Raw genomic sequence first — 22681 nt, 5'->3', positions numbered from 1 at the left:
TTTATTGCTTCTTTCTCGATCATCACGGGTAAAAGCAGGGACAAGACCCGCGCCTACTACACCTGTCCCCAGGTAAATTTCTCCCAGCCCTGGATCTGGGTCACCATAGCTTCCAGCGGGGTATTATTCTGATCAGTGCGCGCGCTCACATAATCCCCGTTTGCCTGGGCCTGGAGCGCGATGGTGCCATCGCTCTGTGGGAGCCAGGTAAATTCCTCCCAGGCCTGCACCTGGGTCGCGCTCGCATCGAGTGGATTGTTGCTCTGATCGATTCTGGTGCTCACATAATCCCCGTTGGCATGGGACTTCAGGGCGATCAGTCCATTGCCGGCGTCGATAACATCAAACTCTTCCCAGGCCTGCACCTGGGTCGCGCTTGCGTTCAGCGGATTATTACTCTGATCGATTCTGGCACTCACATAGTTGCCATTGGTTGCATTGAGCCAGATTGTCTTGCCTATGGGCGCGCCAGAGCCGCCACCAGCTTGAGTCCCACTCCATTTAAATGTGGCCGCCGCGCCCGCCGGCAGCGTATAGGCAAAGTTCTCGCCTCCCCACTGCACATTGAAGGACTGGCTACTGGACGCGGAGTTGTAGGCCACCAGCACCTTCGAGCCATCGGGATTCTTGAACGCCACGTCCTGGATGCCATTGTTGCCCGCACTGGAATCGATATGGTAAGCGCCAGGGGCAACAAACTTACTGGCCTGCCCCAGTCCGTAATAATCCCCGTTATAGGTCACATTCCCGCTATTCTGATCTACACTCACCACGCCACGACAGGTAGAGCAGGCTGCGCCCGTCCCAAGGTTAGGCTGACCATTTGGATCGAGCACCATCCCCCAGCGCACAACCGACTTGCCCCAGTTGCGCACAACACCGATCAGCAGAGACATCGTGTTCGGGAAACCATTGCTGTTCTCCCAGGTGCCGCCGGAGCATTCAGTCTCCCAGGTATCTTTGTTGGGGAACGAATTGTGTACTGTCGTCTGGGCATCAACGGTACCACCATAGCAGTGCCAGGCCGTGCCGGCGGTATAGGAGCTGGCCGTTGAATCACCCAGGATCGTGTCGGGATAGCCCGGTTGATCCCAGTTGTGGTCGTAGCCCAGGATCTTCGTCGTAATGCCATCCTGGGCAAAGGTAGGTCCCAGGTTGTTCTTGATAAAGTTCGTCTCATCCGCAGCCGGAAAAGACATTCCGGGATAGCCATTGGGTACATAGAGCGGCTCATTCTGCGGGGTAATCGCGTAGATGGGCAAGCCCTGTGCCTGGTAGGCCTGCACATACTTTGCAAAATAGTTGGCGTAGGCACTATAGGCGCTGGAATTGAGCGTGCCACCCTCCATGGAACCGCTCGACTTCATCCAGCCTGGAGGACTCCAGGGCGTACCCATAATTTTAATCGAAGGGTTGATCTGCAAAGCCTGCTTGAGGACAGGAATAATGTAAGCGGTATCGTGATTGATAGAGAAATGCGTCAGGGAAGGATCGGTCTGGCCGGCGGGCATATCATCATAGGAATATTCACCCACGGTGGGGGCCGGTGGCGTCAGATCCGAGGCACCTATCGGCTGGCGCAAGAAGTCCAGACCAATACCACTCGTACTGCTAAAGAGGCTATTCATCAGGGTAGAACGCTGGCTGCCACTCATCTTGTTATAGACCAGCCAGGCACTGGAATCCGTAAAAGAAGCCCCAAAACCATCCATCTGCTGATAGGTCTGATTCTCATTGACGGTAATCACATTGCCACCACCACCCCCATTGCCAAAGGTCAGGTTGGCCTGTGGCGCCAGGTGGGTGCTCAGATCGCCGGTGGTAAGCCAGACATTGACCGTTTCACCGGCCGCATGGACCTGCGGAGGACTGGAGAAGATAGCCACAACACTAAAAAGTAAGATGGTACAAATGACAGAAACATGAAGGGAGCGCACAGAAACGTTGCGCAACGGGGTCGACCAGTACATAGAATCCTCCTTGAAATACATGTTGGTCGCACAAACCGAGAGAAAAGGCTGGATGGCTACCATAGGCAACCACCTCTATAGATAGCTGGACAAGCTGTCGTAAGGAAATACGGACAGCAGCATACACAATGTATAGGACCACAAAGTCCGCTGCTGACTTCCTTACTGGGCCGCCAGTGAATTATGTTGTGTGTCAATGGTACGGATGTCAGAGGTAAAGAAGCTATCGTGAGCAAGCAGGGCCGCACCAATACTGCCAGCATCCTTCCCTAGTTGGCTGACAAGTATCTGTGTTGCGCCAAACGGCGACTCGAGCGCATAACGCGCCACAAACTGCCGCACCTCGGACAAGAGATATGGACCAAGCAAGGTACCAACCCAGCCACCCAGAATAATGGATTGGGGATTGAATAGATTGACCAGGTTGGCCAGGCCTGCTCCCAGGTAGTGGGCTGTATCATGCAAGGCCTGGGTGGCGGCCCCATCCCCCTGCTGGGCCGCTTCAAGGATCGCCGTGAGGGCTTGCATCTCATTCTCATTCGAAGCAAGCGGGCTGGTAGGGACAAGTTGCGTGAAGCGGCTGATGATCGCGCTGGCGCCAACATAGGCTTCGAGACAGCCACGGTGCCCACAGCGGCAGACAGCCCCATCCAGGGCCATCACGGTATGTCCCCATTCACCGGCGCTATTCGTTTTACCGCGATACAGTTTCCCTTCATAGATGATGCCCGCGCCAACCCCGGTTCCCAGGTTCACAACGATCATCGTCTCATCGCCGGCCTCCACCTCCCTTTTGTGCAGTTCGGCCAGGGCCATGGTTTTAGAACCATTATCCAGGAAAAGCGGTATGGGCAGGGCCTGGCTAATCAGTGCCTTAAGCGGCACGCGCTGCCATTGCCAGGAAGGGGCCAGAACCGCATCATTATCGGTATGGTCAACCAGCCCCAACACGCCCAGGCCCATACCCAAAACTTTCTCAACAGGGATGGCTAAAGCGGCAAGGAGCGTGGTAACACCCTCGATAACACATTGCACAGCCTTCGTGGGATGATTCTCTTCGCCGTGCAAAAAATAGTGAGCGGTGCGCAAATTCTGCAGGGTCAGGTCAAAAATCTCCACCACCACATCGGTCTCGCCAATTTCGACGCCAAAGAAATAGCCATATTCACGATTGAGGCGCAAAATCGTCCTTGGCCGGCCGCCATTGGAGGGTTCAAGGCCAGCCTCCAGGAGTATACCCTCGGCAAGGAGTTCAGCCACGACATTCGTAACGGTAGCGACACTTAAACCGGCGCTCTGGCTCAATTGCAGACGGCTGATATCTCCGGCACGATAGATCGCGTGCAACACTATCGACCGATTAACGCGCCTGACGTCGCGCGATGTAAGGCTGGCTGTTAGCACATTCCTACTCCTCGTACAGGAGAATCAGCGAATACAATTTCAAACATTTCGAGCATACATTGCACGAATTGACCATGAGAACCATGCTGATCGAAATAACCAAGTATAATAATCTTACACTTATTATAAGGATTAAATTAAGTCCTGTCAAGGATTTCGCTCGCAATGGGCATTATTCCTGCAACTAGTAGTTGGCGGCGGTTTCAGGAGAATGATCGCGCTTATAAATGAGCATCGTGCGCTCAAAGCTCATGACTTCCACGCCATCCTGATTGAGCCCGCGCGTGAATACGGTGACGATGCCCTGGGTTGGCCGGCTCTTGGACTCACGCTTCGCCAGTACCGTAGATTCAGCATAGAGTGTATCGCCAGCAAAAACAGGATGGGTGGCTCTCACCTTGTCCCAGCCTAGATTGGCTACCACCTTAGCACTGACGGTGCGCACGCTCATCCCGGTGAGGAGCGCCAGCGTCAAGGTGCTATCCACCAGCAACTTTTTCCATTCAGTCTGCGCGGCATAAGCTGCGTCGAAGTGGACCGGTTGTGTATTCATCGTGAGCAACGTCATCCAGATATTATCAGCATCCGTAATGGTTCTGCCAGGACGATGCTCGAAGGCATCGCCCACGACAAAGTCCTCATAATAGAGACCAGAAATCTCTCGATAACGTTGCGGGCCGATCTCACGATAGGCTGGTAGCTCCTTTTCCATGCTTTCTTACTCCTTGCTTACTTCTTTTGACTGCCTGGGCCGCCCCGTAGTAGATAAAGTTAGAACTATTTGTCAGTTGTATCAGACCAATGTGCTTCGTTGAGCATGGCCTGAGATATATGCCATAACCTTGCGGCGTTACCGGGGTCGATGGCATATGCGGCCACACCGCGACGAATACCAGGCTGATGCGGTCCCGCTTCGTTGCAGTCTTCAAAATACCGGCCGGTTACGCCCTCAACCAATGGTGAGGCAGCCAGCAAAACCGAGGTAGCCGCGCCTTGCTCGATGCTCTTAACTGACACACCATTACTTGCCGGACCTGATAGTGCGGGATTCACCGGCGCCTCCTTCACGTAGCGCCCAAGATTCGTACTGGCAATCCGGCCGGGGTTGAGCGCATTGGCAATGATGCCATCAGCCGCCCAACGCTTTGCCGCTTCCACCGCGAAAAGGATGTTGGCGGTCTTGGATTGCCCATAAGAGGTCCAGGCATCATAGGGGCGATGCACAAAGTCAATGTCATCAACATTAACCTCACCGTTAATATGACCCACTGAACTCACCGAGACGATACGAGCATGACCCGTAGCCGCCATGGCATCGTGTAAGCCCAGTGCCAGCGCGAAGTGACCAAGATGGTTCGTCGCAAACTGCAGCTCATGCCCTTGCGCACTGACCTCCCGCGTTGGAATGGCCATCACACCAGCGTTATTAACGAGGATATCAAGCGAACCCTGCCAGCCTTTTACAAACGCACGTACTGAGTTCAGGTCTGATAAGTCGAGCATTCTGACACTTATGTTCCGCTTGCCAGTTGTCTGTCTGATATCGTCAGCCGCCCGCTCACCAGCATCGATATTACGGACGGCAAGCGTCACGTCAGCACCAGCCTGGGCCAGCGCACGAGCAGTTTCCGTGCCGATACCACTTGCGCCACCGGTCACAATGGCTCGTTTTCCTCGTACATGTACTCCTTCGATGACTTCCATAGCGGTCGTCGTAGCACCAAACGGTGTCACTATTAATGCAGTCATATGCTTTTTTCCTTCGGTTATTATCTCAACTCTTTAACAATACTCTCATACTCTTGCGCGATGGACTCGGCCTCATCCATGTCACCACGGGCCCGGGCGTCCCAATAGGCGACTTTAAACGTGAGATAGCGTTGACGTATCTGCAGCCGCGCAATCTGCTGGCTTATCTCTTCGGCGTGCGCCCGAAAAAGCTCTCGCTTCTCAATCGCCGTCTCGTCGCCCCCTCACGAAGGGCCAGATACGTACGCATCTCCTCTATGCTCATACCAACGGCACGCAAGTTTGCGAGTGACTCTATGAGTTGCACAGCGTCAGCACTATAGCGTCGATGCCCACTGCTTGTATCGCGCCGGACAGCAGGCAACAGCCCGATGTCTTCATAGTATCTGAGAGTCGGAATGCTCAAACCACTCCTCTCAGCCACTTCATGAATGGTATATGTTGCTTGAGTTTGAATAGATGATGTATTATCCATAGCCTCAGTATAAAGAACCTCAAGTACTTGAGGTCAAGAGTTAACTAACCAAAAGTTACGCATTGACGACAGAAGGTTGTGCTCTCTCGGTGCCAGTGGTCAATGACTACAAGCTGACAGCTCCCATAAAAGAGACCTCTCCGCATTTTTTACTGAACTATTTCTCCTGGTGCTCGACCCACTGAGTTCGCCAGGCGGGTGGCGCGAACGGATCGGCAAAGTACTGCGTCTCGTGGGCAACCTTGCCATCGCGAAACTCCATAATGCTGACAGTTTGAGTTGGCTGATCGTTATAGCTGAGCACGTACTCGGTGATCCATAGATCGCCGCTCCCAAGAATGCGCCGGATGGTGAAGCTCAGCTTCGCCGGATGATGTCCGCGAAGGGCCTGAATGTTGTGACGACCGCGGATTCGCTCGCCCGACTGAGGATACTCGACCAGAACGTCGTCGTGATAGATCTCATGTTCCGCTTCAATGTCACCGGCTGCGGAGGCTGCCCAGTGCCGATCCAGGGCTGTCCGAATTTCCTGGTTTTCCATTGTTTATCTCCCTTTGGCTCGTACAGAGCGTCGCAGCACCGTGGTGCTCGTTGCGCCGCGCGACTGGTGTCCCTTCGATCCACGGGCTGAATGACGCTATTGTTGAGGATTTCATCCATGCAACGACACCTAACGAACATAACGGATGAGAACAAGGTTGGGCGAAGCCAGCTCCGCGAAATCACTGCTCAAACCCCTCCAGGATATCCACGAACTGCTCCCCAATCTTAAACTGCTCCTCAACTAATACAAAGCGTGATAGGGCTGGCACGAAAAGTTTAAAATCGCTGATTTCAAATCCCAATGCGTTGATTAGCAATATCGAATTTGGTATAGTATGCGTTGCGAGATAAGATATACGCATACTTTTTTATTTTTGGAGCAGCAAATGGCCAATATGGAGTTTAGTGAGAGTCAACGCGCCGCCTTTCATCAATTAATCGTCGAAGCCATGGCTGAGCGTGGCTGGAAACAAAAGCATCTGGCGGAAGCGGCCGATGTCAATGAATCCCTGATCGGCATGTTTATTCGATCTATTTCCGAGCGCATCTCTATCTCGACGTTTGTCCCTCTCGTGCTGGCGCTGGACATTCCTTTATTGGAAGCCGCCCGCGTGCTCGGCCTGGATCGCCAGATACGGCAGAACATCGAGAACGGACAGCAACACCTGTATCCCAACTACCTCGCCGAAGTAGCCACCCTTTCCCCGGAGGACGGTGAAAAGCCGGGTGAACTCGATGAACTGTTAAGGAATGTGCCTGCGGATAGACGTGAGCTCTGTAAGAAAGCTATTTATGCCGTGGTAGAAAGCTTCAAACAATAAAGCACAGCTGGCTGTATGGAATAGTCGATAACGATAAGGCAGAACAAATATAATGGTCACCCAGACAGAAGACATCAAATATCTATCCTACTTTTTAAAGACATTTGCCGCCAAACACCACACAGTGATGGGCGACTTGATAGAGAAATATAACGTATCCCCCAATACCGCCTACCGCCTCATGAATGGCCGCTATACCAAAATCAATGTAGAGCACCTCCTGCTCATCGCCACCATCACGAACACCGACCCCGTAGAACTATTCACCCAGCTCCCCAGCGTCCAGGCCCAACGAACCACCACCAGAGAATAAGTACTCCTCTCCCGGATCGGGTGCCATTCATTTTTTGCGGAGAAAACGCGACAAGAAAGACGAACAAGCCCACGTAGGTGTTGGGCTTGCCCCGACTTGGCTGCGAAGCGGCCCCGTGCCCGGGCACGCATGTTCCCTCAACAATGCCACCTTCCCAACGAGGATCTGCTCACCGATGGATTTGCGGACGTTTTTTGGAACGGAAACGTATTTGGGCAGCGTGGATAACCGGGAGCGGGCCGCTGCGCGGCAAGCCCGGACAAGCCGGGCACCTACGCGAGCATGGATGTTTTTCTTGTCGCGTTTTCTCCGCAAAAAATGGATAGCCCCCCGGATCGTTTCCTCTGCTACCATGGATTTGCCGTCTGAAGCAAAGCCGTTCACGACGCTTACAGTAGCCTCGCTTGGATCGTTCCCTCTGCTACCTGGCAACTAGGAACATATTCGCCGCAAAAGCGAATCTTACAGTATCCTCTTCCGGATCGTGGCCTCTGCTACTAAGCCTGGTTGAACGTGCCCTGCGCATAGAGAAAGAACTTACAGTAAATTATGGACCAAAGGTCCACCATCAGGAATGAAAATGCGTGTGAATCACTGGGAACCAGTGCTGGCCAAAGTCGCGGATACTGTCGCGTCTCGAACCGGACTTTACAGTAGGACTTGGGTGCCCTCAAGGATCATCAGGTGTCGCTCCCTCTTGGGAAGCACGTAGGAGAGCTTTTGCTTTACTCCTGCACCCCCGGCTGGTTTCCTCTGATTGTGTGGTGTCCCTTTCTTCTTCACTGGGAGGTTTGGTCATGGAGATTCTCTATCCCCGCTGTGCCGGGCTCGATATTCACAAAAAAAGCCTGGTTGCCTGCATCTTGCTCCCTGATGCCCAAGGACATCCGAGCAAGCAATTTCATTCCTTCTCGACCATGCTCTCCGATCTGCAACGCCTGCGTGACTTGCTGACTTCTCTGTGCGTTACGCACGTCGCCATGGAGAGTACCGGCGTCTTCTGGAAGCCCATCTACAATGTGTTAGAAGACCACTTCACCTTACTGGTGGTCAATGCCCAACATATCAAGGCCGTTCCCGGTCGCAAAACCGACATCAAAGATGCCGAATGGATTGCCGATTTGCTTCAGCATGGTCTCTTGCGTCCCAGTTTTGTGCCCTCTCGCCAGCAACGTGACTTGCGCGAACTCACCCGTTATCGCACCAGCCTCGTACAGGAACGCGCTCGCACCATCTTGCGCTTGCAAAAGATCCTGGAAGATGCCAATCTCAAACTGGCATCCGTCGTCTCCGATCTCACTGGCGCTTCTGCAAAGGCAATCCTGCACGCTCTGCTCGATGGGACTACCGATCCCAGCGTGCTTGCGCAACTCGCACGTGGACGCTTACGCCCCAAGCGGGATCTGCTCGAAAAAGCGCTGGCTGGCACGTTACGCCCCCATCATCGTTTTCTGGTGACTGAGCAACTCGCTCTTATCGATGCGCTGGATGACTCAATCGAGCATCTGAACATGCAGATTGCTGAGCTTGTGCGCCCTTTTGAGGATCTGTGCACGCTCCTGTGCACCATCCCTGGCATCGGTCGTCGTCTCGCTGAAATCTTGCTGGCCGAATTGGGTCCCGATATGGCGCATTTCCCCAGTGCACGCCACCTGGCCTCTTGGGCCGGAATGTGTCCTGGCAACCGGCAAAGCGGTGGCAAACGTCTCAAGAGTCCCATGCGCAAAGGCAACCCCTGGCTACGCTCAGCGCAGGTGGAAGCAGCTCATGCCGCTGCACGCAGTTCTTCCACCTACCTTTCGGCTCAGTATCAGCGACTCACAGCGCGCCGTGGTGCCAACAAAGCCACCGTCGCGCTTGGTCATACGCTCCTCATCATCATCTATCAGGTGCTCTCGAAAAAGGAGGTCTACCACGATTTGGGAAGCAATTACTTCGATGAGCATGATCGTCAAGCGGTCCAACGACGGCTGGTTCACCGTCTGGAAACCCTCGGCTATCAGGTCCAACTCACCATGACCGCCACGGGAACGTAAGACGCTTCCTTTTCTCACAACCGAGGCCCTGGCTTCCTTGTCATGGCTGATGATTTCTCACGACGGCCATGATCTTCTCTCCTATGCTCTCCACCCCACCCATGAGGTTTTTCTATTTTCAGGAGAGTATCCTCTCACGGATCGTCCCCTCTGCTACTGTATCCTGACGTGGTTCTGATTGTGTTTCCTGATCTTACAGTATCCTCTCACGGATCGTGCCCTCTGCTACCAAAGAGTAGCCATCACTATTGGTGCCGCCGATCATAGACTTACAGTATCCTCTCACGGATCGTGCCCTCTGCTACACCATAAAGATGTGCGTACGGTCAAACGCTATTTCTCATCTTACAGTATCCTCTCACGGATCGTGCCCTCTGCTACATTCTACAGTGGTGGTGGCATGTGCGACACATGCGCCGCTTACAGTATCCTCTCACGGATCGTCCCCTCTGCTACCTCTTTATAAAGACAATGATTAGAGTGCAGGACCACTTACAGTATCCTCTCACGGATCGTCCCCTCTGCTACTGTGGATACCATAAAGGGTACGTTACATCTATTAAAAAAATGAAGTTTTATGCTTGAAGGAGGCTTGTGATGTCAAAGAAGACAGCCAGTCATTTTGTTTGTCAGCTTAAAATACAACTCGTGGGGATCGAACCACCAATCTGGCTACAATAGCCACAAAATCATCAGTAGAGAGGGAAGAGATATAATAATACACTCATATCTCTTCCCTTATTCAAACTGTAATTCTTGCTCAATGCGCTGGCGCAGGGCATCGCGTACCGCGCGGTAGACGGCCAGTTGCTCTTCATGACTGCCCTGTGCCTGAGAAGGATCGGGAAAGGACCAGTGCCATAGCTGCCTGGCACCTGGAAAGAATGGGCAGGCCTCAGCCGCCGTATCGCAGACGGTGATTACAATATCAAAGGGCTGATCCAGATATAGCTGAAAGGTTTTCGAATATTGCTGCGTGATATCGATGCTCAGCTCAGCCATCGCCTCGATAGCCAGTGGGCGCACCTGGGTCGCCTCGGTTCCCGCACTATAGGCCTCGAAGTGCTCATTATCCAACTGGCGCAGCAAGCCCTCAGCCATCTGTGAACGCGCTGAATTATGGGTACAAATAAATAACACACGCTTCTTCATCTTATTTCTCAACCAATCTTTCTTGTGCGAGCAATACTAATAGATAACGCACCCGGACCACAAGCTGACGCGCAATACGCTCGAAAGCCTGGTAGCGCTCCTCATGACTCCCTTCTACCAGAGCTGGATCGGGCAGGCTCCAATGCATCAGTTCAGGCTGGTCGGGCAAGGTCGGGCAAACCTCTCGCATGCGGTCACAGACCGTAATTACATAGTCAAAATGTTGTTCCTTTAGCTCATCAATAGACTTTGAGCGCTGACCCTCCATATCAAAGCCGGCTTGTGCCATAGCCTTTTGGGCCAGAGGATGGAGCTGCGTCGGGTGGCTGCCCGCGCTAAAAACCTCGATCTGCCCCTGACTTAGCTGGCGTAAAAACGCTTCAGCCATTTGGGAGCGGGCACTGTTATGGGTGCAGAGGAACAAGACGCGTAACGCACGCCCCCAACTTCCCTCGGCCCAGCAAGTGGCGCTACATCCGCATCCAGGTGGAGTGCCGTCCCTGACGCCAGGTAAAGCGTACGCAGCATCTCTATATCCAGGCTATAGTAAATTGAGCGCTCATCGACATCATTGCGCCTTTCATGTACGAGATGGCTGCCAGTCAGCTGCTTGAGATGATAAGAGATCAGATTTTGCGGCTGCTTCAAAATCTTGACTAATTCCTGTCCATAATAATCACTCCGCGCCAACAGCGTGACGATCTGCCAGCGAATATCGTGACTAAGCAGCTTAAAAAGTTCGGGCGCCTGCACCGCAGCTATCGATGGATTCACCTTTACCTCCAGGTAATTTACATCAAATCTATTTGATATAAATATAACTGATTATATATTTTCTATCAAGTGTAATAGCGCGGTCCTAATAAAACAGCACACTAGAAACCAGTTCTTCCTATTGATCAGCACAGATATGACCCTTGCCTGGCATAAACTTTTTTGTTATGCTAAGCAACATCAAATTAATTTGCATCAATTCATATTGATATTTATTAGGACAAGGACTTATTTGCATGGATACATCTCTTGCCCGCAGGGCGACGGCTGAAGGTCTGGGAACATTTGCGCTGGTCACAGCCGGCTGTGGCGCAATCGTAGTTGACAACAACACCAAAGCCCTGACCCATGTCGGGGTAGCACTCACCTTCGGGCTAATCATCATGGTGATGATCGCAGCGCTCGGCCATCTCTCCGGGGCCCATTTTAATCCAGCCGTCACCACTGCTTTTGCGCTCACGCGCCATTTTCCCTGGCGTGAAGTCCCAATCTATATCCTGTCACAATGTGTGGGTGCGATCCTGGGAGCTGCTTGCCTGCGTGTTCTGTTTGGACCCGTGGCGCTCCTTGGTGCCACCATGCCCAGTGGGAGCGATTGGCAATCCTTTGGACTTGAGGTGCTACTCTCCGCAATCTTGATGCTCGTCATTATTTCCGTAGCTACCGACACACGGGCGGTCGGACAACTGGCGGCCCTGGCCATCGGTGCCACGATAGCTTTGAGTGCCATGTGGGCTGGACCAATCAGTGGTGCTTCGATGAATCCAGCCCGTTCGCTTGGTCCCGCTTTCGTCGCTGGTAGCTGGCAACATCAATGGATCTATCTATTGGCCCCTGTACTAGGTACATGTGCAGCAGCCGCACTCTACCAATGGCTGCGGAAACCGCATACAGCTAGCAACCACTAAATATTGCGTCCTTTCGTGCTTCTGGTCGTCTACAATGATAAAGAGACGACCAGCCAGAAACAGGAGGCATAGAGATTATGGGCGAAACACCTACGGAGCAACCCGAAAGGTCACTCTCGACCGAGATGGCCTGGTATGCACTGCATGAACCATTGAAGAACTTTATCCGCCAGCGAGTGAACAATGAAGCAAACGTAGAGGATCTGCTGCAAGATATCTTTCTCAAGATCCATACCCATATCGCAAGCTTGAAACATGAAGAGAAACTTGAGAGCTGGGTCTATCAGATCGCTCGCCATCGCATTATCGATTATTACCGTACCCTGCCAGCGGGCGTCACGCTTGAAGAGGTTAGCGATTCAGACACCCATCTATTATACAGCGATATACCTGAAGAAGACGCGCGTGCCCAGTTGATTCCTTCGATGATGGCCATGCTAAGCACCCTGCCTGAGCCATATCGTGAGGCTCTCTATCTGACCGATTATAAGGGGCTAGCCCAAAAAGAACTGGCAAGTCGGCTTGGCATCTCGATCTCGGGTGCAAAGTCACGCGTCCAACGTGCCCGTGAGAAGCTCAGGCAAATGTTGCTCGATTGCTGCCACCTGGAATTTGATCGTCTGGGGCGGCTGATTGATTATCAGCCACGCTGCCACTGCTGTGAACCGCTACCACCAACCAGGACCCGCCTGCGTTCGCCTGAAGCTAGAACGCTACCAGTTGTGGAGATAGCGTCCAGGTAAACAATAAGCTCATATTATATGTATCGAAGTTTGCGTCCTTTTACGCTTACGGTCGTCTCCATAGGTAGTTAAATAAAACAACCGCAATGCGCTGTATTGACAGGAAAGGAAACATAGCATGAATACAGTACCAGAGGATGGCGAGCAGTTACGAGCAGCTGTACGCGAGAAATATAGCCGCTCAGTCAGCCATGTATTGACGACACAGCCAGCCAGCACGGACAGTTGCTGCTCATCCAGCTGTTGTACCACTACCTCTACGCAGGACGCTCAACCAGAAGCAAGCAGTACAAGTTGCTGTAGTACAGATCAAACAGATCCGGTTACAGGCAACCTGTATAATGCCGCCGAGCTTGGTACCTTGCCAATCGCGGCTATACTGGCCTCGCGTGGCTGTGGTAATCCAACCGCGCTGGCAGAGCTCAAAGAGGGTGAGAAAGTGCTGGACCTGGGCAGTGGTGGGGGCATCGATGTCTTGCTATCGGCCAGGCGCGTGGGCCAACCGGCTTTGCTTATGGCCTGGACATGACCGACGCTATGCTCGCTATCGCAGAACAGAATCGCCAGCAAGCGGGCATCCAGAACGTCCAATTCCTCAAAGGCGTTATCGAAGACATCCCGCTCCCTGACAACAGCATCGATGTCATTATCTCCAACTGCGTCATCAACCTGGCAGCCGATAAGAGCGTGGTATTGCGCGAAGCCTACCGCGTATTGGCCCCCGGCGGACGCTTTGCCGTCTCCGACATCATCTTCCAGGGCCACTTCCCCCCTGCCCTGAGGTCCGATTTAGAGTCCTGGGCCGGCTGCGTAGCCGGCGCGCTGGAAGAAGATATCTATCGCCAGCTGCTGCAAACCGCTGGCTTCACCAACATCGAAGTCGAGGTAACGCGCCGCTACACTCTGCAAGACATCGCCGCAGAAGGAGCCAGAGCCTCCATCGAGGCCCTGACCGAGGAAGAGCGCCAGCAGGCAGAAGACAAGTTTGTCAGTGCCTTTATCCGCGCCCAGAAACCTGTAGCCCAGGCACCATTGTAATAGGAAATAACATGACAACACTACTGTAGGAACTTTTTTGTAAGGTGCAAAAGCGCGCCCGGCGCGCTTTTGCACCTTACAAAAAAAACCTCGGGCGCGCCAGCGCCCGTCCCCATAGGAGCTGTACGCTTACAATGACGATAGGAGTAAGACATATACATAGACAGCATCTGATATACTGGATGGGTGAAAAGGGTATGAAGGAGATGAATATATATGAACGCACCAGAGAAACTTGAATTAATAAAACCTTCTATTGAATATAGCGCTCAATATCTAGCAATGGTCGATGAGGGTATTGAAACAGGCGAGGGATATGGATACAACAATGTTGAACTCGCCCGGGAAGACTTTGCAGCATTTGTCCAGGAGCTTGAAGATGAGTCTCAAGGTATTGGGCTACCCACCGGCCTTCCAGCACAACAGACCTACTTTTTGCTCAAAGAGGGGCAGATGGTGGTTGGTGAGATTCGTTTCCGGCCAGCCATAACGCCACCGTACGAAAAATATAATGGGCATATCGCCTACAATATCCGGCCATCACAGCGTGGCAAAGGGTACGCAACCCGTCAGCTCGCGCTGGTCTTGCAAGAGGCGCGCAAGCTTGGTCTTCCCTTCGTCACGTTGACTGTCGAAAACGACAATCCAGCATCGGTGCGGGTGATTCAAAAGAATGGCGGGAAGCTGCTCCAAACAATTGAGAATCCGCTCAAAGTACAGGTGCGTGAACGGGAAGGTAGATGGGTGGTAGAAGATGTGAAGGAAGCCGGAGTAACATCGAACCTCTATCTAATCGAACTTGCTTCCCCACAGTGATAGCAATCAGCCTGGCAAGACTTGCTGGCGGCCGCGTTTAAAGTATTTATCAAAGTAGGCCGCAACCTGATCCAGAGCCAGATCTGCACATTTACAGGCCTGGGGAAATAGTTGCCAACCATGATACATCTCACCCCAGGTTACACCATGGGTTCTCACTCCCTGGGAGCGGGCCCTGGCCTCAAACTGCTGGAGATCGTCGTGTAGAAGTTCGTTTTGACCAACAATCAGCAAAAGAGGCGTGAAACCATGCAGGCTTTCTGCATAGAGAGGCGATACCCGAGGATTGCTTACCGCGCCGGGTTGACAATAATGGCTGGCAGCAAACTCTAGCAGCGACGAACTGAGTACAATATCTGTAGCAACATGAGCTTTGGCCCGCAGACTCGCAGACGTCAGGTCCAGCAGCGGCGAAAAACACGCGACCACCACCGGCAGCGGTATAGCCTGCTCTCGCAGTGACTGCAATACTCCCAGCACCAAACCACCGCCAGCTCCAGCTCCTACCAGCCCGATCTGTTGCGATGCATAACCCTGAGAGAGCAGCCAGTGATATGCTGCCACCCCATCTTCAAGCGCGGCCGGAAAGGGATGCTCAGGGGCCAGTCGATAGTCAATCTGCAGCACCCGTGTTCGCGACAGCTCGGCCAGTCGAGCCACGGCAGCACGATCGGTTGTAGGTGAACCACAAAGATAGGTGCCGCTATGAAAATACAAGATCGCCCGCCCGGGCATCGCATTATCAGGAATAACCCATTCGGCCTCCAGCTCACCAATGGTCAATGCTTGAACATTCCCATCAACTGGCTGCTCAACCAGGTCCGAAAAAGCCTCAAAGGCGGCCCTATACTGCTCCAGACTGATTGCGATGGTTGCTTTATCCCGCAAAATTTGAAAAATATCGCTTATATTTTTTTGCAGCTCCGATGCTTCTCGCTCGCCTTTTTCTTCCATACTTTTACCATTCGCACTTTTATGCTCTGATTGCATCAGCAAAACATACAATTACATCTACGGATGTAATAAAATATTATTATATGACTTTTTTATATTATGTTACGCAATAAATATCTGAGCAAATTAATAAGTGATTGATGCCAACCTTACTATCTAATGACATCAAACATTATCCAGCGGGAATTGGGCCGACAGCTGATGCCATTTACACATTTAAGGTCAATACCTCGATATATACAGTCGTATAAGCGTTACCTATGAGAATATAGTGATTATTTTGTGATATTGTGAGCTAGATTGTGAGGGAGATGAGAAATCGCTGGCGCATAGTATTTATAGATAGTTCAGAAAGGACAAGAAGATGCTAGGCGAACTCACTCAGGATCAAATTGATCGTTTATTGACGGACCAGACCTTTGGGCGCATCGGTGTCTCATCCGAAGGTAGAACATATATAGTTCCAATTAATTATATTTTTGATGGTACCGATGTCTATGCCCATACGCTGGAGGGCACCAAGCTACGACTTATGCGCAATAATCCCGAGGTATGCTTGCAAGTAGACCATATTAAAGATGGCTCAACCTGGCAAAGCGTGCTGGCCTGGGGCACCTTCCAGGAATTGACGGGTGATGAAGCGGCAAAAGTTTGCTACGCGCTCGGCAAACAGTTCACCAGCCTGATTGCCAGCGGCTATGCACTCCATGAGATGCGCTCCAACGACATCACTGGCCGACCACGTCCGATCATCATTTATCGCATCCATCTAACCGAAAAAAACCGGGCGCTTTGAACAACAGGAATAAAACATGTTCACGGCAATGAACTATCCCTGGCATCGAACAGAAGGACCCCTCCGGGATCGCAGGGACGCGTCCCATCGCACAACTTAGCTGCCATCAACATAGCGGACAATTTGTCCGAAGATGCAGCCTTTTCCGCAATACATTTCATTTAGCAACCAGACACCAAGAACGGCGATGCGGATAGGTTCAGCCGTAGGTGCGAGGCTTGCCCCAATACCATTTAGTTAAGAAGAATTTGAGCTCAAACATGGGATGGGAGCTTGCCCCCCTTTTCCCTTCCTGTACGAAAAAGCGACAAGAAAGACGATGCTCATAGGTTCGGCCCTCAGGGGCCGATTGCCACCCCGGTAGGGTGGCCCGGTCTCCTCACCGCTCGGTCTCTCGTCACCGATCCCTCGACCCACGCGGTGCCCAAACGCATGGTCCGTGTGTGGGCACCGCGTGAAGGAAGGGCAAATACCACGGGGTGCTTGAGTGTTAAGATACCGGGCCGCCCTACCGGGGCGGCAATCGGGCGCTGAGGCCCGAACCTATGACATCTCTTTTCTTGTTGCCTGGTCGTATGGGAAAGGGAGGGAGGGCTTGTCGTCCGATCGCAATCACCATGTTTGAGCTCAAATTCTTCGTATCTTAACGGTATTGAAGCTTGCCCTCGCTTGCCGCCCCGGCGGCCCCGTATCCCAGTGATGAAATCCCTCATCTCTCACACCATTGGCCACGCGGTGCCCAAAAGGCATGGTCCGCTTTTGCGGCACCGCGTGGCCAATGGCGTCGGCGATACAGCGACCGAGCAGTAATGATACCGGGCCCACTATTTTTAAATTCAAACGTTGACCTTGACATGGCTCCTTCTGATACGCTCATTCTATAGTGTGATTATTCATGTTAATCAATGTCACATCATAACTGTTGAACTACGTTGTTTAGTGGATGCGGGAGAGATGGCTATGCGTATTGTTGTCGATCTGAATCGCTGCCAGAGCTATGGTCAGTGTTGTTTCGCAGCTCCTACGGTGTTCCATTTCCACAATGGGGAGTCGTTAGAGTACGATTATGCGCCTGATGATGCTATGCAAGAGCAGGTGTGGATGGCCGCTAAGGCCTGTCCGGTCCAGGCGATTTCGATTGGGCTGGACGATGAGGAGTATGAGGCATTGCAGAATCAGGTGCCGCATGGTCAATAGGATAAGCGAGCTGATCGCGCCCGAACATGTAGTGATTGTGGGGCGTCGCTGGCAGGCTTGCGGGCAGCTGAGGCACTGCGCTGGGAGGGCTTTAGCGGCAAGCTGACCCTGATTGGCGATGAGCCCTATGCCCCTTATGATCGGCCCCCTCTCTCGAAACAGGTGCTGGCCGGCAGGTTGCCGATAGAACATACCACCTTGCCGGTGCTTATGCACTTAGATGCTCAATGGCTACTTGGTGTCCCCGCACGTCGCCTGGACACGCAAAGACGTCAGGTGGTGCTGGCGAATGGTCAAGCTATCGACTTTGATTATCTGCTGATCGCCACCGGAACGCGGGCCCGTCCCTGGCATGACGCCGAAGAGGCTACTCTGGATGGAGTCTGCCTGGTTCGCAATCGCGCTGATGCCTTATGCTTACGGGACAAACTGGCGGCCAGACCCAGGCGCGTCCTGATCGTAGGTGGAGGCTTTATCGGCTGTGAAGTCGCTTCAGTCTGCCGCGATCTCGACCTGGCAGTGACGGTGGTGGAGCGTGGACCCGCCCCTCTGGGCGGCGCTTTGGGAAAGACTATCGGCAATATAGTCGCGGACCGTATGCGCGAGTATGGGGTCGATCTACGGCCCAACCTTGTAGTGAGCGCGTTGGAAGGTAATGCCAATCACCAGCTATGCGGCGCGCAACTCTCCGATGGCAGCACAATCGAGGCGGACGTAGCAGTCATCGCCCTGGGGGCCATCCGCAACGTCGAGTGGTTGTACAAAACCAATCTTTCAGCCGATGAGCGCGGAGTCATCTGCGATACCTACTGCCGCGCCCTGGACGACAGTGGCCAGGTCATCGAAAACATCTTTGTCGCCGGCGATGTGGCCCGCTGGCCTCATCCCCTCTATAACTATGATAGACACCTGCTGGCCGTTGAACACTGGGGGAACGCGGTCGAACAGGCTGAGACCGCGGCCCATAATATGCTCAAACCCTCATTTGATTATCGGCCTCACACCCACCTCCCCAACTTCTGGTCAAGCCAGTTTGGGGCCAGCATCAAATCGGTCGGCCTGCCCACCGTAGCCGATGAAGTCGTCATAACCCAGGCCTCATTCGGCATGCGCCGCTTTACCGCCGTCTACGGTCGCCAGGGAAAAACGGTGGCCGCCGTTGCCTTTAACGCTGGCCAGATGCTGCCATCCTATCAACGCTTAATCGAAGAGTCGGCCCCCTTTCCTCCTGACTTGCACGCATCCGATGGACCAGGCAAAGTTGAACCACAAGCGGCCGGTTTTCCCACAGCTGGTCATCCCAGGTATGACACCGGAGCAGAGCCGAATGTGGTCACATAAGCAGATCAGATATAGTCGATGACAACTTGATATCGTTGGATTGGAGATCGAGTCCGAAATCCAATCATAACAAAGGAGCACACGACAATGGCTGTATCGTATTCAAATCTTTTAGACCAGGTGCTCAACTACGCCAACCGCGCTAATCCATATCCAATCTATGCTCAAATGCGCGAACATCCAGTTCAATTACAGGATGACGGACGTTATGTAGTGAGCAGCTACGAGCTGGTCGATGCTATCTTCCATAATCCACAGATGAGTGTGGATATGCGCAAGAGCAAGGAACCAACCGTGCGCGTTGAGCAAGAGGAGCCAGGCTTCGTTTTTCAGGACCCACCCAGGCACGACTGGTTGCGCCACCAGGTAATGAGCAAGTTTACGCCCGCGCTGATCAATAGCTTACAGCCCAGGCTAGAAGAGATCGTCACGGAGCTGCTGGACGCTCAACGTGCAAATTCACACATGGATATTGTGGACAACTTTGCTTACCCACTCCCGGTAACCGCGATCTGTGAACTGCTGGGCGTGCCCCGCGCAGACGAGTCCAAATTTCACGCCTGGTCCAGTATGCTCATCAAGGGCACCAATCTTGGCAGAGATGCCGCCGCCGTAGAAGAAGCTAAAGAGGGTAGAGATCACCTTAACCACTATATGGAAGAGCTGATAGACCGGCTACAACGCCAGCCGCACCAGGACTCCTCTCGGCCCTGATCCACGACGACACCCACGAGAAGCGCATGAATAAAGCCGAGCTGGTCACAACTGCGGTACTGCTACTGGTCGCCGGCCATGAAACAACGGTCAACCTGATCACCAACAGTGTGCTCACCCTCCTGCGCAACCCGGAAGCCTTTGATCTCCTACGCCACAAACCAGAGATCCTCTCGAATCTTATAGAGGAGGTCCTGCGCTACGAACCACCAGTCCAGTTTACGCTCCGCACCCCATTAACCGACGTTACCCTGGGGGTGTCAGAATCCCCAAAGCATCAATCATCATCGTCATGAATGCCGCCGCCAACCGCGATCCGGCCCATTTTCAGGACCCCGATCGTTTCGATCCGCAGCGCTCAAACATCGAGCACTTTGGCTTTGGCGGAGGCATTCACTATTGTGTTGGAGCCCCGCTGGCCCGCATCGAGACCATATCGCCTTGAGTGCCCTGGCGCGCCGTATGCAGCATCCCAGGCTGGTTCAAGATCCACCACCCTACCGTGAGAACCCGGGACTACGCGGCCCGCGCCATCTGCTTGTCAACTACGATCACATCATGGATTGACCTGTCGGCACAACCTAACAGCCTGTTATCGTAAATCTGCAAGCGGCAGACCAGTGCGAGCAACTATCAGTGCATTCAGCGCCTGCATCTGCTGCATGTATTCATCGAATGGGACCGCACGCCGCTTGTTTATTTGTATAAGATTGGCACGCGTTAATAAAGTCCAGCGCGCAATAGCTGTCGCGCTGGACAACTCATAAGTAGTAGATAAGCCATTCAAGCCTTTGTAGATAGCAAAGAGTCGCGCCTCCTCCCACTTCACAAAACTCTTACCCACCTGCACGCCCTGCTCTGTTACTAGCACGTTTGGCCTGGCTCTAGAATGAAAATTTCCACTAATCAAGACCAGCATGAGCAACGTCAATACCGCAAAAAAAATCAAAAATATATAAAAGCGATTCTGCGAAATAAACAAGAAGAGATCAACGCTCCAGGCAGACAGTGCTGACCAGATGAGAATATATACCAGTATCACTCCAACGGTCCGCAAGAGAAACTTGCCACGCTGCTTGTTGTTAGTATAGGACATTACAGTTAAAGGCAAATCCACAGCCAGCGCGTTCGCGACAGGCTGCTCAACAGCATTCCAGGCTGGCCCACCCATTACCGCCGCTAAACGTCGCTGCTCAATCCATTGCCAGTAGAATACTGTCCGCTTATTAGCGACGTAGACGATAATGCCTTGTGTGGCAATAAATAACCACAGGAAGCCAGTCTTGTAAGTGGTCAGGAATTTAACAGGCGTCTGAATTGATAGAAAGAACAAAATGATATAAAACAAGATTACAAGAGAGTACACAACAGCCACTACACTATAAAGAGCATCGGATCTTTGATACCTCTTTAACTCAGGATTCTCCTGGATAGGGCTGGCAGAGCTATTTCTCATCTAATATTCCTTTTGTATTCAGGGGACCATTATTTATGGAAAACAGAATTTTATAATTCACTCTTTAAGGGTTCGGCGCTGTGAGGATGTACGTCATCCAGGGTAGATTCTTTACGCAAATCATATAAAGGCAAGCCGGTACGAGCCACCACCAGTGCATTGAGCGCCTGGATCTGTTGCACATGTTCTCCCAGAGGAATTGTAGGAGTCATACCCATCTGAAAAAAACCAGGACGACGCACCACTTCAGTCCAGCGCACGATATCGGTCATGCTGGATAACTCGTAAGTGAGCGAGGATTGATTGCGCTGTGCTCCCCAGGTATGATATACCGCGAAAAGTCGCGCTTCTTCCCAGCGCACCAGACTCTGCTTGCTCCCGGTAGACATCGATATCGCTTGCTCAGTAACATCTACGATCTGACGTTGCCGGCGCAATAAAAAGATCAATAGCAACCCAATCAAGCAAAGAAAAAATACAACCGCACACACAACTACAGGGACTGAAATACCACTCACTAAACTCACCATAGCATCCTTCAAAGTCCAGGCGACCAATCCTAGATAGGCGGCAAAAAATATCATTGACATTCCCACAAGTTTTAAACAGGTAACTTTCCCATAGCGAATTGTGAGCGTGAAGGGTAACGGCAGCCCGGCAGCACTGGCAGCAGGCTGTTCAACCGCCAGCAGAGAGAGGTCTCCCCTAACAGTGGCAATGCGGCGCTGCTCAATACGTTTCCAGTATTGCCATTGCCGGTAATTCAACATAGTTGAAAAAGCATTCAACAATAAAATGCTAATAAAGGGGAGCTCACGTAGAAAAATCTCTCCAAATTTACTTTCATCAAAAATAAAGCCGATAAACAATAAGATAACCAGAAACGCAAATAGCACTATTATAGATATAAAGAACATAATAAATTGGCTCTTAAAGGTTGTTATTAAAGGGTTAGCGCGGATTGTTCTGGACGTAAATGGCTCCATCGTATCCTCCCTGAACACGCCGGTCATAGTGGTATGATAGCCCGACTGAGGCCGCTTTATTACCCACAGGGGACCTTCCTGAGTGGACGCTCATCTACGAATACGTAACACATGAATGGATAGGAGACAAAATTAAGCAATCACATAAGATATAGCATCTTTCAAGGTAAAAGAGTTGGCCTCCATCAACCCTGGAGGTATGGGGATGGAGGCCACAGGCTCTGATCCAGTTCTCATGAATGGAACTCAGAGATCACCTCGATTGTACCAACAAGCTGGCGATTAAACTCCTCCAGATCCTCGCTGGTATCCAATATTCCAGGTGGACCGCAGCGCCAACCTGATGCACTTCATAGCGATCCAGGAATGCTTTGCGCACCTGGAAACGCGTCACATAGCCCGAATGACCATCGCGCGCATTCCAATCGCGCGCAATCTGGGTCGCATACTCCTCATTCAAGACAGGATAAAAGATAGGCTGCCAGTATAAACGTG

General features: G+C 52.3%; 24 protein-coding genes and 2 pseudogenes. 13 read left to right on the top strand and 13 right to left on the bottom strand.

What is annotated here, in order from left to right; translation table 11 throughout:
- Nucleotides 1-56: 56 nt before the first annotated feature.
- From EL645_RS37110 to EL645_RS37085, 6 genes are all read right to left on the bottom strand, one after another.
- Nucleotides 57-1970 (bottom strand): glycoside hydrolase family 30 beta sandwich domain-containing protein, encoded by a 1914-nt coding sequence (locus EL645_RS37110; RefSeq protein ID WP_126557407.1) that lies wholly within the window; start codon nt 1968-1970, stop codon nt 57-59.
- A 162-nt stretch (nt 1971-2132) separates the two neighbouring features.
- Complete coding sequence (locus EL645_RS37105; protein WP_126557406.1) at nt 2133-3374, bottom strand: ROK family transcriptional regulator; 1242 nt, start codon at nt 3372-3374, stop codon at nt 2133-2135.
- A gap of 184 nt (nt 3375-3558) precedes the next feature.
- The gene (gene ripB, locus EL645_RS37100; RefSeq protein ID WP_126557405.1) at nt 3559-4086 is read right to left on the bottom strand and encodes a (R)-specific enoyl-CoA hydratase RipB/Ich; all 528 of its coding nucleotides are present in this window, start codon (nt 4084-4086) and stop codon (nt 3559-3561) included.
- A 65-nt stretch (nt 4087-4151) separates the two neighbouring features.
- Nucleotides 4152-5123 (bottom strand): SDR family NAD(P)-dependent oxidoreductase, encoded by a 972-nt coding sequence (locus tag EL645_RS37095; protein WP_126557404.1) that lies wholly within the window; start codon nt 5121-5123, stop codon nt 4152-4154.
- A gap of 163 nt (nt 5124-5286) precedes the next feature.
- A complete protein-coding gene (locus EL645_RS43605) occupies nt 5287-5529 on the bottom strand; it encodes a MerR family transcriptional regulator (protein ID WP_246035710.1) in 243 nt (80 codons plus the stop codon).
- A 226-nt stretch (nt 5530-5755) separates the two neighbouring features.
- Nucleotides 5756-6139, bottom strand: coding sequence for a nuclear transport factor 2 family protein (locus EL645_RS37085; RefSeq protein ID WP_126557403.1), 384 nt, complete (start codon nt 6137-6139; stop codon nt 5756-5758).
- Nucleotides 6140-6527: 388 nt separating this feature from the next.
- On the opposite strand from EL645_RS37085, the gene EL645_RS37080 reads away from it, so the two are divergent.
- The 3 genes from EL645_RS37080 (at nt 6528) to EL645_RS37070 (ending at nt 9311) form a co-directional block, all read left to right on the top strand.
- Nucleotides 6528-6962, top strand: a complete 435-nt coding sequence (locus tag EL645_RS37080) for a helix-turn-helix domain-containing protein (RefSeq protein ID WP_136625362.1) — start codon at nt 6528-6530, stop codon at nt 6960-6962.
- Between the two features lie 52 nt (nt 6963-7014).
- A complete protein-coding gene (locus EL645_RS37075) occupies nt 7015-7275 on the top strand; it encodes a helix-turn-helix domain-containing protein (RefSeq protein WP_126557401.1) in 261 nt (86 codons plus the stop codon).
- Between the two features lie 797 nt (nt 7276-8072).
- Nucleotides 8073-9311 (top strand): IS110 family RNA-guided transposase, encoded by a 1239-nt coding sequence (locus tag EL645_RS37070; protein ID WP_126557400.1) that lies wholly within the window; start codon nt 8073-8075, stop codon nt 9309-9311.
- A 738-nt stretch (nt 9312-10049) separates the two neighbouring features.
- Here the strand turns inward: EL645_RS37070 and EL645_RS37065 are convergent.
- The 3 genes from EL645_RS37065 to EL645_RS43595 are packed head-to-tail and all read right to left on the bottom strand — an operon-like array spanning nt 10050 to nt 11237.
- Nucleotides 10050-10463, bottom strand: coding sequence for an arsenate reductase ArsC (locus tag EL645_RS37065; RefSeq protein WP_126557399.1), 414 nt, complete (start codon nt 10461-10463; stop codon nt 10050-10052).
- A 1-nt stretch (nt 10464) separates the two neighbouring features.
- Nucleotides 10465-10851, bottom strand: a complete 387-nt coding sequence (locus tag EL645_RS43600; RefSeq protein ID WP_126557398.1) for an arsenate reductase ArsC — start codon at nt 10849-10851, stop codon at nt 10465-10467.
- Complete coding sequence (locus EL645_RS43595; protein WP_161978002.1) at nt 10824-11237, bottom strand: ArsR/SmtB family transcription factor; 414 nt, start codon at nt 11235-11237, stop codon at nt 10824-10826. Before EL645_RS43595 ends, EL645_RS43600 begins: the two co-directional genes overlap by 28 nt.
- 236 nt (nt 11238-11473) lie before the next feature.
- Between EL645_RS43595 and EL645_RS37050 the strand changes: the two genes are divergently transcribed.
- The 4 genes and pseudogenes from EL645_RS37050 (at nt 11474) to EL645_RS37035 (ending at nt 14742) form a co-directional block, all read left to right on the top strand.
- A complete protein-coding gene (locus EL645_RS37050) occupies nt 11474-12145 on the top strand; it encodes an MIP family channel protein (protein WP_126557396.1) in 672 nt (223 codons plus the stop codon).
- 77 nt (nt 12146-12222) lie between these two features.
- A complete protein-coding gene (gene sigZ / locus EL645_RS37045; RefSeq protein ID WP_126557395.1) occupies nt 12223-12888 on the top strand; it encodes an RNA polymerase sigma factor SigZ in 666 nt (221 codons plus the stop codon).
- Between the two features lie 118 nt (nt 12889-13006).
- A pseudogene (arsM, locus tag EL645_RS46125) lies at nt 13007-13926 on the top strand (arsenite methyltransferase).
- Between the two features lie 216 nt (nt 13927-14142).
- Complete coding sequence (locus EL645_RS37035; protein WP_126557394.1) at nt 14143-14742, top strand: GNAT family N-acetyltransferase; 600 nt, start codon at nt 14143-14145, stop codon at nt 14740-14742.
- Between the two features lie 6 nt (nt 14743-14748).
- On the opposite strand, the gene EL645_RS37030 is transcribed toward EL645_RS37035, so the two are convergent.
- On the bottom strand, nt 14749-15696 hold the full coding sequence (locus EL645_RS37030) for an alpha/beta hydrolase fold domain-containing protein (RefSeq protein WP_161978001.1): 948 nt from the start codon (nt 15694-15696) through the stop codon (nt 14749-14751).
- Between the two features lie 364 nt (nt 15697-16060).
- Here EL645_RS37030 and EL645_RS37025 point away from each other — a divergent pair, with 364 nt between their 5' ends.
- From EL645_RS37025 to EL645_RS41940, 6 genes and pseudogenes are all read left to right on the top strand, one after another.
- Nucleotides 16061-16492 carry a pyridoxamine 5'-phosphate oxidase family protein gene (locus tag EL645_RS37025; RefSeq protein ID WP_126557392.1) on the top strand — a complete coding sequence of 144 codons (432 nt, stop codon included), beginning with the start codon at nt 16061-16063 and terminating at the stop codon, nt 16490-16492.
- 960 nt (nt 16493-17452) lie between these two features.
- Nucleotides 17453-17689, top strand: a complete 237-nt coding sequence (locus EL645_RS37015; protein ID WP_126557390.1) for a ferredoxin — start codon at nt 17453-17455, stop codon at nt 17687-17689.
- A 48-nt stretch (nt 17690-17737) separates the two neighbouring features.
- Nucleotides 17738-19030, top strand: a complete 1293-nt coding sequence (locus EL645_RS37010; protein ID WP_126557389.1) for an NAD(P)/FAD-dependent oxidoreductase — start codon at nt 17738-17740, stop codon at nt 19028-19030.
- An 87-nt stretch (nt 19031-19117) separates the two neighbouring features.
- Nucleotides 19118-19744, top strand: coding sequence for a cytochrome P450 family protein (locus EL645_RS41955; protein ID WP_218032250.1), 627 nt, complete (start codon nt 19118-19120; stop codon nt 19742-19744).
- 26 nt (nt 19745-19770) lie between these two features.
- A pseudogene (locus tag EL645_RS46120) lies at nt 19771-20189 on the top strand (cytochrome P450).
- On the top strand, nt 20186-20311 hold the full coding sequence (locus EL645_RS41940) for a cytochrome P450 (RefSeq protein ID WP_218032247.1): 126 nt from the start codon (nt 20186-20188) through the stop codon (nt 20309-20311). Before EL645_RS46120 ends, EL645_RS41940 begins: the two are co-directional and overlap by 4 nt.
- Nucleotides 20312-20336: 25 nt before the next feature.
- Here the strand turns inward: EL645_RS41940 and EL645_RS37000 are convergent, their stop codons facing one another.
- The 3 genes from EL645_RS37000 to EL645_RS41935 form a co-directional block, all read right to left on the bottom strand.
- Nucleotides 20337-21200, bottom strand: a complete 864-nt coding sequence (locus EL645_RS37000) for a hypothetical protein (RefSeq protein ID WP_126557388.1) — start codon at nt 21198-21200, stop codon at nt 20337-20339.
- Nucleotides 21201-21250: 50 nt separating this feature from the next.
- The gene (locus EL645_RS36995) at nt 21251-22117 is read right to left on the bottom strand and encodes a hypothetical protein (RefSeq protein ID WP_136625361.1); all 867 of its coding nucleotides are present in this window, start codon (nt 22115-22117) and stop codon (nt 21251-21253) included.
- A gap of 322 nt (nt 22118-22439) precedes the next feature.
- Nucleotides 22440-22646: a hypothetical protein gene (locus EL645_RS41935; RefSeq protein WP_218032246.1), complete on the bottom strand. Its 207-nt coding sequence runs from the start codon at nt 22644-22646 to the stop codon at nt 22440-22442.
- Nucleotides 22647-22681: the final 35 nt, after the last annotated feature.

Origin of the sequence: Dictyobacter kobayashii (assembly GCF_003967555.1) — a bacterium.
In the GTDB taxonomy this organism is placed as follows: Bacteria; Chloroflexota; Ktedonobacteria; order Ktedonobacterales; family Ktedonobacteraceae; genus Dictyobacter; species Dictyobacter kobayashii.
Note: the sequence above shows the minus strand (reverse complement) of the source record. Positions and strands in the feature narration are given on the sequence as shown.

Bases quoted from the DNA above. Each gene is read 5' to 3' on its own strand.
- EL645_RS41955 (WP_218032250.1), top strand. From the start codon at position 19,118: ATGGCTGTATCGTATTCAAATCTTTTAGACCAGGTGCTCAACTACGCC.
- EL645_RS37030 (WP_161978001.1), bottom strand. From the start codon at position 15,696: ATGGAAGAAAAAGGCGAGCGAGAAGCATCGGAGCTGCAAAAAAATATA.
- EL645_RS37025 (WP_126557392.1), top strand. From the start codon at position 16,061: ATGCTAGGCGAACTCACTCAGGATCAAATTGATCGTTTATTGACGGAC.
- EL645_RS37050 (WP_126557396.1), top strand. From the start codon at position 11,474: ATGGATACATCTCTTGCCCGCAGGGCGACGGCTGAAGGTCTGGGAACA.
- EL645_RS37110 (WP_126557407.1), bottom strand. From the start codon at position 1,970: ATGTACTGGTCGACCCCGTTGCGCAACGTTTCTGTGCGCTCCCTTCAT.
- ripB (WP_126557405.1), bottom strand. From the start codon at position 4,086: ATGGAAAAGGAGCTACCAGCCTATCGTGAGATCGGCCCGCAACGTTAT.
- EL645_RS37075 (WP_126557401.1), top strand. From the start codon at position 7,015: ATGGTCACCCAGACAGAAGACATCAAATATCTATCCTACTTTTTAAAG.
- EL645_RS43600 (WP_126557398.1), bottom strand. From the start codon at position 10,851: ATGGCTGAAGCGTTTTTACGCCAGCTAAGTCAGGGGCAGATCGAGGTT.
- EL645_RS37070 (WP_126557400.1), top strand. From the start codon at position 8,073: ATGGAGATTCTCTATCCCCGCTGTGCCGGGCTCGATATTCACAAAAAA.
- EL645_RS37080 (WP_136625362.1), top strand. From the start codon at position 6,528: ATGGCCAATATGGAGTTTAGTGAGAGTCAACGCGCCGCCTTTCATCAA.
- EL645_RS37000 (WP_126557388.1), bottom strand. From the start codon at position 21,200: ATGAGAAATAGCTCTGCCAGCCCTATCCAGGAGAATCCTGAGTTAAAG.
- EL645_RS37095 (WP_126557404.1), bottom strand. From the start codon at position 5,123: ATGACTGCATTAATAGTGACACCGTTTGGTGCTACGACGACCGCTATG.
- EL645_RS37035 (WP_126557394.1), top strand. From the start codon at position 14,143: ATGAACGCACCAGAGAAACTTGAATTAATAAAACCTTCTATTGAATAT.
- EL645_RS37065 (WP_126557399.1), bottom strand. From the start codon at position 10,463: ATGAAGAAGCGTGTGTTATTTATTTGTACCCATAATTCAGCGCGTTCA.
- sigZ (WP_126557395.1), top strand. From the start codon at position 12,223: ATGGGCGAAACACCTACGGAGCAACCCGAAAGGTCACTCTCGACCGAG.
- EL645_RS36995 (WP_136625361.1), bottom strand. From the start codon at position 22,117: ATGTTCTTTATATCTATAATAGTGCTATTTGCGTTTCTGGTTATCTTA.
- EL645_RS37085 (WP_126557403.1), bottom strand. From the start codon at position 6,139: ATGGAAAACCAGGAAATTCGGACAGCCCTGGATCGGCACTGGGCAGCC.
- EL645_RS37015 (WP_126557390.1), top strand. From the start codon at position 17,453: ATGCGTATTGTTGTCGATCTGAATCGCTGCCAGAGCTATGGTCAGTGT.